15 protein-coding genes are annotated in these 18,156 nt (G+C 57.5%); 4 read left to right on the forward strand and 11 right to left on the reverse strand.

Going from position 1 to position 18,156, the window contains the following annotated elements; translation table 11 throughout:
• Positions 1–3: 3 nt before the first annotated feature.
• Positions 4–279 carry a DUF1467 family protein gene (locus tag GOX21_RS10240; protein WP_170347877.1) on the reverse strand — a complete coding sequence of 92 codons (276 nt, stop codon included), beginning with the start codon at positions 277–279 and terminating at the stop codon, positions 4–6.
• 15 nt (positions 280–294) lie between these two features.
• Positions 295–699 (reverse strand): methylmalonyl-CoA epimerase, encoded by a 405-nt coding sequence (gene mce / locus GOX21_RS10245; RefSeq protein WP_170347876.1) that lies wholly within the window; start codon positions 697–699, stop codon positions 295–297.
• A gap of 134 nt (positions 700–833) precedes the next feature.
• Here mce and GOX21_RS10250 point away from each other — a divergent pair, with 134 nt between their 5' ends.
• Entirely contained in the window at positions 834–1,550 is a 717-nt protein-coding gene (locus GOX21_RS10250; protein WP_170374298.1) for a response regulator, read from the forward strand.
• A gap of 220 nt (positions 1,551–1,770) precedes the next feature.
• On the opposite strand, the gene aspS is transcribed toward GOX21_RS10250, so the two are convergent.
• The 4 genes from aspS to GOX21_RS10270 all read right to left on the reverse strand — a co-directional run bounded on the left by aspS (position 1,771) and on the right by GOX21_RS10270 (position 6,022).
• A complete protein-coding gene (aspS, locus tag GOX21_RS10255; protein ID WP_170374296.1) occupies positions 1,771–3,546 on the reverse strand; it encodes an aspartate--tRNA ligase in 1,776 nt (591 codons plus the stop codon).
• Positions 3,547–3,624: 78 nt separating this feature from the next.
• Positions 3,625–4,296: a CPBP family intramembrane glutamic endopeptidase gene (locus GOX21_RS10260; protein WP_170347873.1), complete on the reverse strand. Its 672-nt coding sequence runs from the start codon at positions 4,294–4,296 to the stop codon at positions 3,625–3,627.
• Positions 4,293–4,940 carry an aminotransferase class IV family protein gene (locus GOX21_RS10265; protein ID WP_170374294.1) on the reverse strand — a complete coding sequence of 216 codons (648 nt, stop codon included), beginning with the start codon at positions 4,938–4,940 and terminating at the stop codon, positions 4,293–4,295. Before GOX21_RS10265 ends, GOX21_RS10260 begins: the two co-directional genes overlap by 4 nt.
• Positions 4,895–6,022, reverse strand: a complete 1,128-nt coding sequence (locus GOX21_RS10270; protein ID WP_170374291.1) for an aminodeoxychorismate synthase component I — start codon at positions 6,020–6,022, stop codon at positions 4,895–4,897. Before GOX21_RS10270 ends, GOX21_RS10265 begins: the two co-directional genes overlap by 46 nt.
• Before the next feature lie 176 nt (positions 6,023–6,198).
• On the opposite strand from GOX21_RS10270, the gene carB reads away from it, so the two are divergent.
• Both carB and GOX21_RS10280 read left to right on the forward strand, forming a co-directional pair.
• Complete coding sequence (gene carB / locus GOX21_RS10275) at positions 6,199–9,543, forward strand: carbamoyl-phosphate synthase large subunit (protein ID WP_170374289.1); 3,345 nt, start codon at positions 6,199–6,201, stop codon at positions 9,541–9,543.
• Between the two features lie 258 nt (positions 9,544–9,801).
• Positions 9,802–10,212: a VOC family protein gene (locus tag GOX21_RS10280; RefSeq protein WP_170374287.1), complete on the forward strand. Its 411-nt coding sequence runs from the start codon at positions 9,802–9,804 to the stop codon at positions 10,210–10,212.
• 18 nt (positions 10,213–10,230) lie between these two features.
• Here the strand turns inward: GOX21_RS10280 and GOX21_RS10285 are convergent, their stop codons facing one another.
• The 3 genes from GOX21_RS10285 to GOX21_RS10295 are packed head-to-tail and all read right to left on the reverse strand — an operon-like array spanning position 10,231 to position 14,784.
• Positions 10,231–13,272, reverse strand: a complete 3,042-nt coding sequence (locus GOX21_RS10285) for an efflux RND transporter permease subunit (RefSeq protein ID WP_170374285.1) — start codon at positions 13,270–13,272, stop codon at positions 10,231–10,233.
• Between the two features lie 10 nt (positions 13,273–13,282).
• Complete coding sequence (locus tag GOX21_RS10290; protein WP_170347867.1) at positions 13,283–14,320, reverse strand: efflux RND transporter periplasmic adaptor subunit; 1,038 nt, start codon at positions 14,318–14,320, stop codon at positions 13,283–13,285.
• Positions 14,317–14,784: a MarR family winged helix-turn-helix transcriptional regulator gene (locus GOX21_RS10295; protein ID WP_170347866.1), complete on the reverse strand. Its 468-nt coding sequence runs from the start codon at positions 14,782–14,784 to the stop codon at positions 14,317–14,319. Before GOX21_RS10295 ends, GOX21_RS10290 begins: the two co-directional genes overlap by 4 nt.
• A gap of 165 nt (positions 14,785–14,949) precedes the next feature.
• On the opposite strand from GOX21_RS10295, the gene GOX21_RS10300 reads away from it, so the two are divergent.
• Entirely contained in the window at positions 14,950–16,074 is a 1,125-nt protein-coding gene (locus GOX21_RS10300) for a beta-ketoacyl-ACP synthase III (RefSeq protein WP_170374283.1), read from the forward strand.
• A 92-nt stretch (positions 16,075–16,166) separates the two neighbouring features.
• On the opposite strand, the gene GOX21_RS10305 is transcribed toward GOX21_RS10300, so the two are convergent.
• Complete coding sequence (locus GOX21_RS10305) at positions 16,167–17,288, reverse strand: aminotransferase class V-fold PLP-dependent enzyme (RefSeq protein WP_170374281.1); 1,122 nt, start codon at positions 17,286–17,288, stop codon at positions 16,167–16,169.
• A 142-nt stretch (positions 17,289–17,430) separates the two neighbouring features.
• The gene (locus GOX21_RS10310; protein WP_170347863.1) at positions 17,431–17,892 is read right to left on the reverse strand and encodes a hypothetical protein; all 462 of its coding nucleotides are present in this window, start codon (positions 17,890–17,892) and stop codon (positions 17,431–17,433) included.
• Positions 17,893–18,156 lie beyond the last annotated feature (264 nt).

Raw genomic sequence — 18,156 nt, forward strand, 5'->3', positions numbered from 1 at the left:
CGCTCAGTTCCGCGGTTCCAGTTGGTTCAGCCAGTCGAAATCGCGCACCGAGATCACACCAGAGATGATAATCCCGGCAATAACAGCCCAGAGCACCACCGAAATCCCGGTGGTGATCCACATCTTTTTCTTCATGTGATGCACTTCCGGCGCGCCCGCATGGGTGCCTGGAACGATATCACCCAGATCGCCCTGCGTTTTGATACGGATAGGCAACACAACCAACAGCGTCATGAACCAGATGACGGCGAACAATACCAGTGCAGCAGTGATCGTCATGACAGCCTCGCTTGATTAAACCTGTTCTAGTTCGACCAGACAGCCGTTAAAGTCCTTGGGGTGCAAAAACAGTACCGGCTTGCCATGCGCGCCGATCTTCGGCTCGCCCGATCCCAGAACGCGGGCACCGGTTTCCTTTAGGTGATCACGGGCAGCGATGATGTCTTCAACCTCATAGCAGACATGGTGGATGCCGCCTGCCGGGTTCTTTTCCAGAAAGCCGTTGATCGGGCTGTTTTCACCCAGCGGGTACAGCAATTCGATCTTGGTGTTTGGCAGTTCGATGAACACTACGGTAACGCCATGATCGGGCTCATCCTGCGGCGCGCCGACCTTGGCGCCCAGTGCATTGCTATATTGCGCGGACGCGGCCTCAAGATCGGGTACGGCAATGGCGACGTGGTTCAGACGACCAATCATTGAACTCTCCTGTGTTCTGCGTTGCCGCGGTTATGGGGGCAGTTTGGCCAAAGAACAAGTGCGCCAAATTGCCGTTAACCCTGTGTTAGCCAGAAGTTCCTAGCTTAGGGCATCTGCTGATTAGGAGTTCTGCCATGGACGATTCGAGCCCCTTCGCCTCACCCGCGCAGCCGACGGCCACGCGGCCTCTGCTGGGTCAAACCATTCTGGTTGTCGAAGACAGCCGCTTTGCCTGTGACGCGATCCGGCTGATGTGCCTGCATAGCGGTGCGCGTATCCGGCGGGCGGATTGCCTGACCTCGGCCCGGCGCCACCTGCAGATCTATCGCCCTTCTGTCATTCTGGTGGATATCGGCTTGCCAGATGGGTCCGGTGCCGACCTGATTGCCGAATTGGCCGAAGCAACCCCACGTATCGGCGCTATTCTGGGCATGTCCGGCGACGATCACAGTCAGGAGGCTGCGTTGCACGCAGGTGCCGATGGGTTTCTGAACAAACCCCTGAAATCACTTTCTCATTTTCAGCAGTTCATTCTGGAAAACCTGCCCCAGGATCGTCGACCCAACAACCTGCACGCCATTCGGGATGAGGTTATCCACCCGGACCCGATGGCCTATCAAGACGACATGGCCCATATCGCAGATGTACTGGCCGGGCCGAACGATCATCGCACTTTGGATTATGCGGCCCAATTCCTGATCGGCGTTGCCCGGGATGCCGAGGATACGGTTCTGGCGGATGCCGCGCAGAAACTGGTCGAAACGCGCGCAGGCGGAGGACCAGTTACGGCGCTGGCCGCAAAGGTCGCCGGCATCGTTCAGGCGCGACTGGAAAAGCGCGAGGCGATCTGAATTGATAACGGCGTATTTTCTGTCATCCACGATCCTGACGATCTGGGCCTATTCTCAGACCCGTGCAACAGCCCGGAACATCCGTGTTGCACGCGGATCAAAATCCTGTCCGTTGACCGACACTGAAGCAACACAGCAATTACCGCAGAATATTAACCACAGGCTTGTGGCACCTGATCCAAAGGAAAAACCCGCCGCAGGGGCTGCGGCGGGTGATTGATCAATCCTGTGGGATGATCCGCAATCCCAATTCCATCAACTGATCCGAGGTCGGATCGGATGGCGCGTCCATCATCAGGTCTTCGGCGCGCTGGTTCATCGGGAACATCATTACTTCGCGGATGTTGGCCTCATCAGCCAATAGCATCACGATCCGGTCGATCCCCGCAGCACAACCACCGTGCGGCGGAGCGCCATAGTGGAAGGCGTTGAACAGCGCACCAAAGCGGCTTTTCACCTCATCCTCGCCATAGCCTGCCAGTTCAAAGGCTTTCAGCATGATCTCAGGCTTGTGGTTCCGGATCGCACCCGAGACCAGCTCATACCCGTTGCACGCCAGATCGTACTGATAGCCGCGCACGTCCAGAGGATTACCTTGCAGGGCCGCCATACCACCTTGCGGCATCGAGAATGGGTTGTGTTCAAAGTCGATGGTTCCGGTTTCTTCGTCCTGTTCGTAGATCGGGAAATCTACGATCCAGGCAAAGGCAAAGCGGTCTTTCTCGGTCAGACCCAACTCCTCACCGATCACATCGCGCGCCTTACCCGCCACCTTTTCAAAGGCTTTCGGCTTGCCGCCCAGGAAGAACGCGGCGTCACCAACACCCAGACCCAGTTGTTGACGGATTGCCTCGGTCCGCTCGGGGCCGATGTTCTTGGCCAACGGACCTGCGGCCTCCATGCCTTCGCCCTGATCGCGCCAGAAGATATAGCCCATACCGGGCAGACCCTCTTTCTGGGCAAAAGCGTTCATGCGGTCACAGAACTTGCGGCTGCCACCCGTCGGCGCAGGAATGGCGCGGATTTCGGTGCCTTCCTGCTCCAACAGCTTCGCGAATATCGCGAAGCCAGAATCGCGGAAGTGGTCGGAGACCACTTGCATTTTAATAGGATTACGCAGGTCCGGCTTGTCGCTGCCATACCAAAGTGCCGCGTCCTTGTAAGAGATATGCGGCCACTCCTGATCAACCTTGCGACCACCGCCGAATTCCTCGAACACACCGGTCAGAACGGGCTGGATCGTGTCGAACACGTCCTGCTGTTCAACAAACGACATCTCAAGGTCGAGTTGATAGAAATCGGTGGGTGAGCGGTCGGCGCGTGGGTCTTCATCGCGGAAACACGGCGCGATCTGGAAGTATTTGTCAAAGCCCGACACCATGATCAGCTGCTTGAACTGCTGCGGCGCCTGCGGCAACGCATAGAACTTGCCCGGATGCAGACGCGAAGGCACCAAGAAGTCACGCGCGCCTTCCGGCGAGGACGCAGTGATGATTGGCGTCTGATATTCGCGGAACCCCTGATCCCACATGCGACGGCGCATGGACGCCACAACGTCCGAGCGCAGCGTCATGTTCTGCTGCATCGCCTCGCGGCGCAGGTCCAGATAACGATAGCGCAGGCGGGTTTCTTCGGGGTATTCCTGATCGCCGAACACCATCAACGGCAGCTCATCAGCGGCGCCCAGCACTTCTAATTCGCGCACGTAAACTTCGATCTCGCCGGTGGGCAGTTTCGGGTTTACCAGCTCCGCGTCGCGCGCTTTGACAGTGCCGTCGATACGGATACACCATTCCGAGCGGACCTTTTCCAGCTCGGCAAAGGCGGCGCTGTCACCATCGCACAGCACTTGCGTGACGCCGAAATGATCGCGCAGGTCGATGAACAGCACGCCACCGTGATCTCGGACACGATGCACCCAACCGGACAGGCGGACGGTTTCACCGACATTGGCGGCGGTCAGAGCGGCGCAGGTGTGGCTGCGATAGGCATGCATGAAAATATCCCTTCGGGCGCAGAATTCGTCGCGCCGATACACCCTGTCGGGCATGGAAAGTCAAGGCAGGTCGCGCTGTCAAAACGGCCTTTGCACGTTGCCCGAGTAGAAATAGATGCCCAGACCGGCGGCAAAGATGATGTTTCCCGCAATTGCGTGCAATAAGACCGCGTAGAAAAACGATCCGCGTTTGCGATAGGCCCAGGTGAACAGCAACCCTCCGGCAAAGGTCATGACGGCGACGATCCAGCTCCAATACATCAGATGTGCCAGTGAAAACAGCGCAGCGTTCAGCAGATAGGCCGCGCGTCCGTTTGGCAAGATTTCGTGATAGCGGCGGAAGAACAGGGACCGGAACAAAAGCTCTTGCGGCAGGGCCGACAACAATGGGTAACCAATCCAAATCACCAGAAGGAATTCGGGTCGATTTCGCAGTAGGAAAAACGCCGCCTCGGGTCGCATTGCCATCACAACCACGGCGCAAAAGATCGTCATGGCAAAGGTAAACAAAGCAACCTCGCGCCAGGACCAGTTGCGCCAGTTGTACCGCAGTTCAGCCCAGGCAAAGCCGGGTGTAATGTGCAGCAACACAATCCCGATGGCCGTGAAGGTGAATAATGACGGGAACATCCAGTCGGGTGGAAAGAATACCGCGATCAGCACCGGCGCAGCGATAAAAAACAATCCAAATTCCAGCCGCAATCGCAGATACGGCACCCCGCTGTCCGCCCAATCGGTTTGTTTGCTCACTGTATTGCCAACTCCGCCCGGATCAGGCCACGCAACGAATTTCCCATATAGAGTTTTTCTGCGTTTTTCAGGTCGGTCAAGGTCAGCGTGGCTTCGGTAACCTCTTTATTACTCAGTAATTCTTCGCGCAGAATGCCGGGTAGAACGCCGCTGGACAACGCAGGCGTTAGGCGACGGCCATCCGACATATGCAGAAACAGATTGGTGATGGTGCCTTCGCACAACTCGTCGCGTTCGTTCAAAAACAGGACCTCGTCTATGCCATGAGGCAAAGTCGCCCGAGTGGTGTCGTATATGGCACGCTGTGTTGTTTTGTGCTGCAACCAGATGTCAGACGCGGTCAGGCGCGGTTCGGCAATGGCGATCCGCCAGATCGTCGGATTATCGGCCAATGCTCCGGTCGTTATATCCAGCTGACCACCTGCGGCCAGCGTCAGTCGACACCTAAGCGGCGATGAGCCACCCACGACGTTCAACAGATCAATGGCGCGGTCCGCGTCAAAGGAAATCCCAAAGGCTTGAGCTGATCGGGCCATCCGGGCCAAGTGTTGATCTCGCCGTACAAACCCTTGCTCAGGCCGAAAGGCCAGCGTTTCGATTATGCGGAAGTCAGAATTAGCTGGTGGGCAAAGCGGGCTTTCCATAACGCTTCCTCGTATTCCGACGGGGCTGTGCTGTCCCAGACCAGGCCACCGCCCACGTTCAGAGTGGCTCTGCCATCCTCAACCATTAGCGTGCGGATCGCTACGTTGAATTCCGACCGACCGTCCGGGGCCGCCCAGCCGATGGCGCCGCAATAAATGTCGCGGGCCCAAGGTTCCAAATCGGCCAAAATCTCCATCGCACGGATCTTGGGCGCACCGGTGATTGAACCACAGGGGAACAGCGCCATCAGGATATCGGACAGCTCGGCCCCCAAATGCAGATGCGCCTGCACCAACGAGACCATCTGATGCACAGTCGCATAGGTTTCGACTTTGAACAGCTCGGGCACTTTGACCGATCCGGGCAGCGCAACACGGCTAAGGTCATTTCGCAGAAGATCGACAATCATCAGGTTTTCGGCCCGATTCTTTTCGTCAATCGACAGAAAGGCCCGGCGTCGCGCGTCCTCGGCCATATCATCGCTGCGAGGTTGCGTGCCTTTCATCGGGCGGGTTTCAATCCCTCGATCCGCATCGGTACGAAAGAACAACTCGGGCGAGCGGCTCAGCAGATCAGGCAAGCCGTCCTGCTGTACCAGCGCGCCGTGACCCACCGCTTGCCCGGAAGCCAGAGAGGCATAGAACGCGGCGCTTTCACCCTGGATGGTCAGGTCGATAGGAAAGGTCAGGTTGGCCTGGTAGATATCCCCGGCCCCGATGGCGTCATGAACCTGTTGAAAGGCGCGCGTATAACGTGCCTCATCCCAGCGGGGCTCAAATCCGGTGACGCCACCAGCTGCCGAGGGAAGATCGCGTTGCACTGGGGCCTCATAAACGCCAAAGCACAGCAAAGGCAGACGGCGATCCGCGGGCAGTCGGTCAGCCAAGCGCGGCTCAAGCACATAGCCCAGCTCATAACTGGCATAACCGGCAAGCCACGCACCGTCGGCGCGCGCCTCATCCAGCGCCACCAAGGCCTGGGGCACGTCGTCCGGCTTGTCTGCACGGATCACACTGGCTAGCCGGTCGAAACTTGTTCCGGGTCCGGCTGGCCCCTGATCGAAACGAATACGCAATTGCATCCTCATTTGTCGTGCTGCGCGGTATAGAGAATACGACGGCAAGGGAAGGAGGGGAAAGCGGCAATTTCGTCACCGTTTCCGATACCCCTTGAACCTTTTCGCGCGGTCCCTATAACGCAGGACAATTTGGGCGCATGGGGGCGCCCTGACTCGCAGTTAACCGAAGGAACCAGGCCATGCCCAGAAGAACCGACATCCAGTCGATCATGATCATCGGAGCGGGGCCCATCGTCATCGGTCAGGCCTGCGAGTTTGACTATTCCGGCGCCCAGGCCTGCAAGGCGCTGCGCGAAGAAGGATACCGGGTCATCCTGGTGAACTCAAACCCGGCCACCATCATGACCGACCCCGGTCTGGCTGACGCCACTTATATCGAACCGATCACCCCCGAGGTTGTCGCGAAGATCATCGAAAAAGAACGCCCCGACGCCTTGCTGCCCACCATGGGCGGGCAGACCGGCCTGAACACCTCGCTGGCGCTGGAAGAGATGGGTGTGCTTGAAAAGTTCGGGGTCGAGATGATCGGCGCCAAACGCGACGCCATCGAAATGGCCGAAGACCGCGCCCTGTTCCGCGAGGCGATGGACCGGCTGGGGCTGGAAAACCCCAAGGCAACCATCGTGACCGCTCCCAAGCGCGACGACGGTTCCACCGATCTGGACGCCGGTGTGCAGATGGCGCTGGATGAGCTGGAAGAAATCGGCCTGCCCGCCATTATCCGCCCTGCCTTTACCCTGGGCGGCACCGGTGGCGGCGTGGCCTATAACCGTGAGGACTATATCCATTTTTGCCGCTCGGGCATGGATGCCTCGCCCGTCAACCAGATCCTCGTCGATGAAAGCCTGCTGGGTTGGAAAGAGTATGAGATGGAGGTGGTGCGCGACACCGCCGACAACGCCATCATCGTCTGCTCCATCGAAAACGTCGATCCGATGGGCGTGCATACCGGCGACTCGATCACCGTGGCCCCTGCCCTGACGCTGACCGACAAGGAATACCAGATCATGCGCAACGGTTCGATTGCCGTTCTGCGTGAGATCGGGGTCGAAACCGGCGGTTCGAACGTACAATGGGCGATCAACCCCGATGATGGCCGCATGGTTGTGATCGAGATGAACCCACGTGTGTCGCGCTCCTCGGCGCTGGCGTCCAAGGCGACCGGTTTCCCGATTGCGAAGATTGCGGCCAAGCTGGCCGTTGGCTATACGCTAGACGAGTTGGACAACGACATCACCAAGGTCACCCCGGCCTCGTTTGAGCCGACCATCGACTATGTCGTCACCAAGATCCCGAAATTCGCCTTTGAAAAGTTCCCAGGCTCCGAGCCTTACCTGACTACCGCCATGAAGTCGGTGGGAGAAGCCATGTCCATCGGCCGCACGATCCACGAATCGATGCAAAAGGCGCTGGCCTCGATGGAATCGGGCCTGACCGGGTTTGATGAGATTGAAATCCCCGGGCTGAACGTCGGTGTCTGGGAAGAAGCCAGCGACAAAGCTGCCGTCATCAAGGCGATCAGCAAACAAACCCCCGACCGTCTGCGCACCATCGCGCAGGCCATGCGTCACGGTCTGACCGATGACGAAATCTTTGGCGTCACCAAATTTGACCCATGGTTCCTGGCCCGTATCCGCGAGATCATCGAGGCTGAGCGCGTTGTCCGCAAAGATGGCCTGCCGGTGACCGAAGACGGCATCCGCAAGCTGAAAATGCTGGGCTTTACCGATGCTCGTCTGGGCAATCTGACCGGCCGGGATGAGGACAACGTCCGCCGCGCCCGCCGCAATCTGGGCGTCAACGCCGTGTTCAAGCGCATCGACACCTGCGCCGCCGAGTTCGAAGCACAGACGCCTTATATGTATTCAACCTACGAAGCGCCCATGATGGGCGAGGTCGAATGCGAAGCGCGCCCGTCTGACCGCAAAAAAGTTGTCATCCTTGGCGGAGGCCCGAACCGGATCGGTCAGGGCATCGAGTTCGATTATTGCTGCTGCCACGCCTGTTTCGCACTAACCGAAGCGGGATATGAAACCATCATGGTCAACTGCAACCCCGAGACGGTCTCGACCGACTATGACACCTCGGACCGGCTGTATTTTGAACCGCTGACATTCGAACACGTGATGGAAATCCTGACGAAAGAGCAGGAAAACGGCACGCTGCACGGTGTGATCGTTCAGTTCGGCGGCCAAACCCCGCTGAAACTGGCCAACGCGCTTGAGGCTGAAGGTATCCCGATCCTTGGCACCACGCCGGATGCGATTGACCTTGCCGAAGACCGTGAACGCTTTCAGGCGCTGGTCAATGATCTGGGCCTGAAACAGCCCAATAACGGCATCGCCTCGACCGATGAGCAGGCGCTGGAGATTGCCGACGAGATTGGCTTCCCACTGGTCATCCGCCCCTCTTACGTTCTGGGTGGCCGCGCGATGGAAATCGTGCGCGATATGGAGCAGCTGAAACGCTATATCAACGAGGCTGTGGTGGTCTCGGGCGACAGCCCGGTTCTGCTGGACAGTTATTTGGCCGGTGCGGTTGAGCTGGACGTGGATGCCATTTGCGACGGTGAGGCCGTACATGTCGCTGGCATCATGCAGCATATCGAAGAGGCTGGCGTTCACTCGGGTGACTCGGCTTGTTCGCTGCCGCCCTATTCGCTGTCGAAAGAAATCCTGGATCAGATCAAGGATCAGGCGTTCAAGCTAGCCAAAGCTCTGAATGTCGTCGGCCTGATGAACGTGCAGTTCGCCATCAAGGATGGCGAGATTTATTTGATCGAGGTCAACCCGCGCGCCTCACGGACCGTACCGTTTGTCGCAAAGGCGACCGACAGTGCCATCGCATCGATTGCCGCGCGTGTCATGGCTGGTGAGAAGCTGGCGAACTTCCCGCAGCGCCCGCCTTATCAGGACGGTCAGGACACCAAGATCGCAGACCAGATGACACTGGCTGATCCGGACATGCCGTGGTTTTCGGTGAAAGAGGCGGTGCTGCCCTTTGCCCGTTTCCCCGGCGTCGACACCATTTTGGGTCCGGAAATGCGCTCGACCGGTGAGGTCATGGGCTGGGACCGCGACTTCCACCGCGCTTTCCTCAAGGCACAGATGGGGGCTGGTATGGTACTGCCGTCCTCGGGTCGTGCGTTTATCTCGATCAAGGATGCCGACAAGACCCCCGCGATGCTTGAGGCCGCGCAGGTTCTGACCGGGCAAGGTTTTTCTCTGGTGGCCACACGCGGCACCCAGTCCTGGCTGGCTGAACAGGGTGTAGCCTGTGACGTGGTCAACAAGGTCTATGAAGGCCGCCCTGACGTGGCTGACATGCTGAAAGACGGTCAGGTGCAATTGTTGATGAACACAACCGAAGGCGCACAGGCGGTCGAGGACAGCAAGTCCATCCGTTCAATCGCGCTCTATGACAAGATCCCCTATTTCACCACCGCGGCCGCCAGCCATGCTGCCGCGCTGGCGATCAAGGCACAGGCCGAAGGCGATGTTGAGGTGAAGTCGCTGCAGGGCTAACTTCCCTGGGGTGAAACCCGCGCATTTTGAACCAAACACGCCGCGCCCGTTGACCCCGTGTCTTCGGGCGCGCATCTTTTTTGCAAACGAGCAGAAGGAAAACAAAATGCGCAGGTTTATGGTTCTCGCCGCTTTGATGACGCTTGCCGCGTGTGATGTGCCGCTGATCCCACTGATCTGACGCGAACGGCAGCGCCGTTTTCGCTTTCCCTGTGTTGTCGCGGGCAGCATGATGCTGTTCTGACAACCGGTGAAACCATGCGCCTTTACACCACATACGGAACCAATAACTTGTCCCGGGCCATCCGGTTCTATGACGCGATCTTTTCTGTACTGGATCAGCCGCGCCTTCCGGGGTGGTCAAAGGATCGCGCGGGCTGGGGAAACCATCCCGATACCGGGACAGGGTTTTGGGTCTGTACGCCATTTGATGGTGGGGCGGCCTGCGTGGGCAATGGAACGATGATTGCTTTTCCGGCCAGCAGCGCAGCGCAAGTTCGGCGTTTTCACGCGGCAGGTCTGGAAAATGGGGGCACAGACGCAGGTCCTCCGGGCATTCGGGACTATTACACGCCTGATTTCTATGTCGCCTATCTGCGCGACCCGGACGGAAACAAGCTATCCTGTTTTTACTATCATTATGATCCGGAAAAGGACCCGGGCGACTGAAACGCCGCCCGGTACCAGTCAGGCCTGTGCAAACTCGCGTTTTTCATCGCGTGCAAAGAACACCATGTAAAAGACCGGAGCCGCGACCATGGTCAGGATCGTGGCAAAGGCCAAACCGCCCATAATCGTCACGGCCATCGAGCGGAAGAACGCGTCCGTCAGCAACGGTGCCATCCCCAGAATTGTGGTGATCGCCGCCAGCATCACAGGGCGCAAACGCGAGACCGAAGCTTCGACAATCGACTCGCGCAGGGGCTTGCCGGTGGCGCGGACCAGATCAATCTCTTCGACTAGAACGATCCCGTTCTTGATCAGCATCCCCGACAAGCTCAGCAGCCCCAGCAGCGCTGTGAAGGTGAACGGCAGACCCGTCCCCAACAGCCCGATCACGACGCCGTTCACCGACATCGGCACCAACAGCCAGATGATGATCGGCTGGCGGATCGCGTTAAAGATTAGCACTGAGATCAGCACCATGATCAGCAGGCTCAGGGGCAACTGACGTCCTAGGCTTTCGTTGGCCTCGCCAGCGTTTTCGAACTCGCCCCCCCATTCCATGCGATAACCAGGTGGCAGGTCCATGTCTTCGATGGCCGCGCGTACCTCAGAATGGACCTGTGCCGCCGTCATGCCGGGCGGGATATCAGCCCCGACGGTGATCGTCAGCACGCGGTCACGACGATGCACCAGCGTGTTGAGCGGCTTGTATTCGAACCCATCGACCATTTGCTCGATTGGAACGAACTTTTGCGATTCTTCTGAAAACACCACCTGATCGACGATCGAATAATCCCCGTCCGCGGGACGGCGTATGATGATGGGGATCAGACGGTCCCGCTCGCGGAATTCTCCGGCGGTGATCCCGTCCGTGGAAAACTGCAAAGTCGCGGCGATATCTTCACGGGACACACCTGCGGTCTGCGCCCGCTCGGTCGCATAGATCGGCTGCACTGCCAGCTCCTGCTCGCGCCAATCATGATAGACGTTCAGCGCATTAGGGGAAGCCTCGCGCATTTTCCACACCGCCTCATCGGCCAGCTGGCGCAATACCTTCGGATCACTGCCCGAGAACCGCGCTTGGATTGGGTCTCCGCCGCCCGGGCCGAAGATCAGGCGTTTGGTGCGGAATTTGCCCTCGGGGAATTGTGCCTGCCCAAACGCTTCCAAATCCGCCTGCAAAACCGGAATGTCATCCAGCGTTTCAGTGCGAATGATCATGTGCCCATAGCTGGGGTTTGGTTTTTCGGCCGAATAGGTTAGCAGGAACCGAGTTGCGCCCTGCCCGACAAAGGTGGTGACGGACACGACATCGTCGCGCTCGGCCAGCCAGTCTTCGAAGACCGCCATATCCTCAGCCGTGCGTGCGATGGGCGTGCCTTGCGGCAGGTTGTAATGCACGAAGAACAGCGGTGTGTTCGAGTCAGGGAAAAACTGCTGTTTTACCAAGCCAAAGCCCGCGAAACAGGCCACCGTTACCCCGACCAGCGCGGCAATCACCAGCCAGCGCATCCGCAAGGACCACCGCAGGATCGCACCGTAGACACGGAACATGATGCCGCCATAAGCGTCCACCTCGCCCTCTTTTCCCTGCTTGAAGAAGTAATGCCCCAGCATCGGCGTCACCGTAAGCGCCAGAACCCAACTAAGCAGCAACGAGATACCAATTACCGCAAACAATGAGAACAGAAACTCACCCGTCGCATCCGGGCTGAGGCCAATACCGGCAAAAGCCATGATGCCGATGACCGTCGCCCCCAACAGCGGGATTTGCGTTTTCGACGCCGCCTCATCAGCCGCATCGCGGGAATTTTTACCGCGCAGCATGGCGATCTGCATTCCCTCGGCCACCACGATGGCGTTGTCCACCAGCATCCCCATCGCAATGATCAGGGCGCCCAGCGATATCCGCTCCATCTCGATCGAGAAGATCGACATGAACAACAGTGTCCCCACTACGGTCAGCAGAAGGGTCGAGCCCACGACCACCGCCGCGCGCCAGCCCATGAAGATAGCCAAAACCGCCACAACGATGCTGACTGACATGGCCAGGTTCACCAGAAAGTCGTTCGAGGCCTGTTCGACCACCACATGCTGCTGATAGATCGGCAGGATTTCGACCCCAAAGGGAATCTGAGGGTCCAACTCGGCGAATGTGGCATCGGCACGCTGGCCGACTTCGACGATATTCTCGGTCGACAGACCCGCGATGCCCAGCGTGAACGCCTCGGTCCCGTTGAACCGGATCATGACCTCGGGGTCGGTCTGACGGCCACGGAAGACGTGCGCCATGTCGAATAGGTTGATCACCTGCCCCTGCGACCCCAACGACAAACCGGCAATGGCAGAAACTGTATCTGACCCTTCGGCCGTCAGGATCGTGGTGCGGTCATTCTCAGTTCGGACCGATCCCGACGCATTAACCGAGTCCGCGTTGGCAATGGCCTCGTTGATGGACGGGATAGGCACGTTCTGGTTGACGGAAATGGCCAGATCGGGTTCGACAAAGATCGCCTCGTCCGGCAGGCCCATCACCTCAACATCCGCGACACCGGGAACGGTCAGCAATTCGCGCCGCAAAAAAGTGGATAACTCATGCTTTTCAGCGTCCGAAAACCCTTCGGCCGTGACAGCGTAAAACAGGCCGAACACATCACCGAACCCGTCATTCACCATTGGTTGACTTACGCCCGATGGCAATGCACGCGATGCGTCGCGCACCTTGGCGCGCAGCTTGGTCCAAATTTCAGGCAGTTCTGTACCGTCATAAGTCGATTTGATCTCGACCTCGATCAGCGAAAATCCCGGTTGGTTGACCGAGGTGATCGTATCAACCTCGCCCATCTGTTGGATGGCAGATTCCAATGGTTCCGAGACCTCGAGCGCCACTTCTTCGGCTGTGGCGCCTGGGTATTGCGTTGCTATGACGGCATTCTTGATGGTGAAGGCCGGGTCTTCCAGACGACCCAGCGACAGGAAGCCCCAAATGCCCCCAAACAGGGCAATCAGGATGATCAGCCACGTATAAATCGGCCGGTCGATCGAGGCGCGCGCGATGTTCATCTGTTTGCCCTCAGTTCGCAAAGCCAGCAAAGCGGCGTACGGCCTGACCGTCGGTCAGCGCACTGCCGCCAGCGACAACGATTTCGTCACCGTCCGACAGACCGGTCAGCACTCGGACCTCGCCGGTCTGGGTGGGTTCGATGGTGACAGGTACGTATTGAACGGCGCCTTCGTCGGCGCCAACTGGCGAAAACACCATGACGCCCAGCGCTCCATCAGCGCCTGCAACGATGGCCGCGGCCGGAATGACGATACCGGTCCGGCCATCCTCTACCTGAACAGTCACGGTCACGGACGAGCCCGGCAGGATTTGCAAACCCTCCGGCGGGGTCAGGCCGAACTGAATGCGGAAGGTCTGCCCCACGGTTGAGCTTTCGGCATCAAACTCACGAATCTGAAGGGGGAATACCTCGTCACTGGTCGGGAATTTCGCAGTGATCGTATAGCTTTCTTCCTGACCCGAACGCTGAAACAGAATCTCGGGCACATCGACTTCGATCCGCAATTCCGACATGTCGTGAATGCGCACGATGGGGGCGCCAGCTGACACGGTGGTAAAGGCTTCAACCGCCCGGCTGGACACTAGCGCGTCGAATGGCGCGGTCAGAGTCGCATGTTCAAGATCGTATTCCGCATCCCGCACGGCGATATCAGCCAGTTGCGCCTCTGTCTCCGCATCGTCCACGGCCACTTGGCTGGCGGTGGTACCCCGCAATCGAGACAAGCGAGCCACGGTTCGGTCCGCCTGATCCTTTTGCAGGACCGCGCGGTCGTACCGGCGCTGGAAAGGTGCTTGATCCAGCTGCGCGATCAACTCACCCTTGGGGATCACAAATCCTTCGGTCACCGGCATCTCAACAATCTGACCCGAGACCTGAAAGGCCAGATCAACGGTTTGTCGGGCGGCCACGCGCCCAAAGAACTGGCGTGAAAAGCCCGGTGCGGTTTCGCGCACCTGCATCAGCTTGACCGGCTTGGCGGTTTCTTGAGCCAGAACCGGTGTCGTCAGCGCGATCAGGGTCGCACTCAGAACAGAGAGGAGTTTCATTTCGTCAATCCCTCGGGAATTCCTGTTTTCAGGATGTTGTCTCGGATTTTGCGCGCCAATCGCGCGAATTCGGCAGTTTCTTTTGCATCCAATCCGGATGCGCGGTGGAAAAGGTCACCGGCTTCGGACACCAGCATATTCCGGGCCTCTTCGCCCTGCTCAGTCAGAACCAGCAACCAGGCACGGCGGTCTTCGGGGTCACGTTCACGCGTCAGATAGCCAGCTTTTTCCAAACCGTCCGCCGTGGCGGTTATGGTCGAAGGGACACTCAGCATGTCGGCCGCCAGAACGCCCATACGCTTGGGTTGATCCAGTTTGATCAACATGTGGCATTCCGGATGGCTAAGTTCCGTTTCAATGCAATCGAACGCCTCTTCCAGCTTCCAGTACAGGGCATACACACCCATGATTGACTGGATTTCAGGGCTTAGGCGGCCAAGCCTGTCGCTTATGTTGTCTGGCATTGGGAGCTCCGTAAGTCCGTGGCGTCATATACTTCAGATTATGAACCATTCAAGTTGTGAAGCAGTAATTTGACTGGTTTCGCTGCATTCCCTTGGGTCACCTTCTCTTGATCAAAACCCGCAGCGACTGCATTTTAAGCGGATTCGAAACATTCAGGACCCGCCATGTATACGCCCGCAATCACAGGCACCGGTGTTTTCACGCCCGAGAACGTCATCACCAACGCCGAGCTTGTCGCCGCCTTCAACGCCTATGCCGACACGCAAAACGCCAAGAATGCCGACGCGATTGCAGCGGGTGAGATTGAACCGATACAGCATTCGTCCGTAGAATTCATCCTCAAGGCATCGGGTATCGAGAACCGATATGTGATGGATAAATCCGGTGTGCTGGACCCAAACGTGATGCATCCCCTGCTTCGCCAACGCGGCGATGACGAACCCGGCATCATGACCGAGATGGCCGTGGATGCCTGCAATAAAGCGCTGGCTCAGGCGGGTCGCAGTGCCGAAGATGTCGATCTGGTGATCTGCGCCGCGTCAAACCATGAACGCGCCTATCCTGCGATCGCGATCGAGATTCAGCAGGCGTTGGGCATTGACGGCTTTGGCTTCGACATGAACGTCGCCTGCTCCTCGGCCACGTTCGGTATTCAGGCAGCGGCGGATATGATCCGTTCGGGTTCGGTCCGGTCAGCGCTGGTGGTCAACCCCGAGATCTGTTCGGGTCACCTGGAATGGCGTGATCGCGATTGCCACTTTATCTTCGGCGATGTGGCCACGGCCACCTTGGTCGAGCGGATCGAAAACGCGACGGGCCCGCATTTCGAAATCCTCTCGACCCGCTGCGCCACATCCTTCTCGAACAACATCCGCAATAATAATGGCTTCCTGCGCCGCTCGCGCCCTGATGGGGTGATCGACCGGCGAGACATGCAATTCATGCAAAACGGCCGGAAAGTGTTCAAGGAAGTGCTGCCGATGGTCAGCAAACACATCTCGGATCACATGGAATCCGAAGGGGTTGGCAGCAGCGACCTGAAACGCCTGTGGCTGCATCAGGCCAACAAGACGATGAATGATTTCATTGGCAAAAAGGTACTGGGACGCGAACCCGAAGCGGGTGAACAGCCCAATATTCTGCAGGACTATGCCAACACATCCTCAGCCGGGTCGATCATCGCGTTTTCCAAGTATTCCGATGATCTGTCGGATGGAGATGTTGGTCTTATTTGTTCGTTCGGCGCTGGGTATTCGGTGGGATCGGTGATCGTGAAGCGGCACGGTTAACGGCCTGTATACAGAAGTCACATAAAAAAGAGTTCGCCTGTCCGCTTTGAACCCAATTTGACCAATGCCGCAGGTTGCGTAAATGTCAGCTTTTAGGATTTTTGATATTGGGACACTACTTCTCTTATTCGATCCAGAACTGTGTCGATTTCTTCTTGCGTAAGTTGGACTAGCTCCAACACTATCTCCGACTGGTGGGTTAAATGGTCCATGATCCAGATCGAAGGTTCACCGGCTTTCAAAGCTGCTGCCATTTGTGCCGCATCAGGAAATTCTGACGATTTGGCAATGCAGAGATGCACTCGATCAAATGGCAGATTTGTAGGATCAGGATTCGCTTTGGCCGTGATACCTTCAATCGTGTTCGCTACTGAGACAAATCGGGCAACCTTTTCCTTTTGATCTGACGACCAAGCCTCTTTGTTAAGCTGTTGGCGAAGCTTTAAAGCAGTAAGGACACCGAGGAGAACTTCCTTTGATGCCTTCATGCCGCGCCCTATTCCTTTTTCCTGTGCTCTGACCGCTGAAACCAGATCGGGCTTTCCAAGAACCAAACCTGATGTTGGGCCAGCTAAGTATTTTTGGCCGCTAATGAGAACCACGTCAGCTCCGGTATCCAGCAAGTCTTCAATTCGAAAATCCTGGGCCGCGCCATCAATCACCACTGGCAGATCATGTTCATGGGCCGCAGAGACTGCTTTTCGAAAATCCAGCATTTCGCCTCCAGTAAGTCTGGAGGAAACAAGCACTAAACAACACGCATCCAGTTTTGAACAAGCGTGAGCAAGGTCCTCAATGCCGCAAGCCGAATTGTCGCCCACAAGCTCCGGTTTCGCACCTGCAAGTCGGATAGCTTGCTCAATGGGATGACCGTAATTTACTGCGTGGTTTGCAGGCAAAATGACTCGGCTCTTGAGACCGCTTGCATCGGGAAGCTGTTTAATCGCGCCTGGGGAACTACCGGTCATAGAGGCCGCTACAGCCAATGTAATCGCAGCCGCACTGCAATGTACGACAGTGGCCGCGCTCGCATTGGTCATTTCGGCAATTTCTCGACCCACTGCATCATGTAGATCATCCATAATGAAGTGACGCCCTAAAGCATCGGAAACAGCTTCACAGACTTCTTTGGAGGATCGAGAAACACCAAGAGGTGTAAAAACACCTCTAGCATTGATCACTTCTGAGAGCGTGTTTTGCGTTCCAATCAGCATATGGCAATTCTAGACTAAGTATCTGCCAATGCATAGGAAGCTGACCTTCAAATCGCCGGCAGTAAAGTCCAGATTGTCCGCAAAGCCGACCTTTGAAGCCCGACTCTGCAGGTATTATTCGCGGGAAGGTTAACGACAAGCCCTAGCTCACGCTTTCCTCTTCCAGATGCAGCTTCATCTCGATCAGCACCTGTTGCAGCAGGCTTGTTTCCTTCAGCAGGCGTTTGGCCTCGTTCACGGTGATGATGCCGTCTTCGATAGCGGCCTGATATTCAGTCATCAGCATGGCGAACCGCTGGCTCAACGCGATCACGTCCGAATTCACCCCACCGGTGCGCGGGCTTTCGGTGTTGCGACCGTCATACGACAGCGTGATGTTTTTCAGATCAGCCAGCGCCGAGGTCACATGCGGGTAGTTTGACACAGCCTCAAGCCGGGCCACGGCGTCCACGGGCATGAACCGGTCGGCGTGTTCGGCATTGTCTGAATAATACCGCCCCAGAGTCGCCTTGGATTTTCCGGTGATCTCACACGCGGATTCAATGCCGACGTCTTTGACCAACGCCTCTGTGTGCTTTTTCAGGTAGGCCCCGATATCTGCCATGTTTGTACCTTTGCTGCCTGTGCCCTCCACAACATCTGCCACTGTGGGGGAAAGGGACAGGAAATTTCCCATATTCGATTCATAGTTGAAATGTCATAAATTGGCTATCCCTCAGATATGCAGGGGTTTTGTGAGTGAGTGGCGGCCGTTCCGGCCGGTAAAGAGTGATTACGGGGCGCAATTTAAGCCTCGTTTGGTATAGGCCGCATGTTGGCCGACGGCGTCGCTGTTGTAGGCGCGGGGGATCCATCCCCTTTGAGCGTA

Origin of the sequence: Ruegeria atlantica (genome assembly GCF_013032005.1) — a bacterium.
GTDB lineage: Bacteria > Pseudomonadota > Alphaproteobacteria > Rhodobacterales > Rhodobacteraceae > Ruegeria > Ruegeria atlantica_A.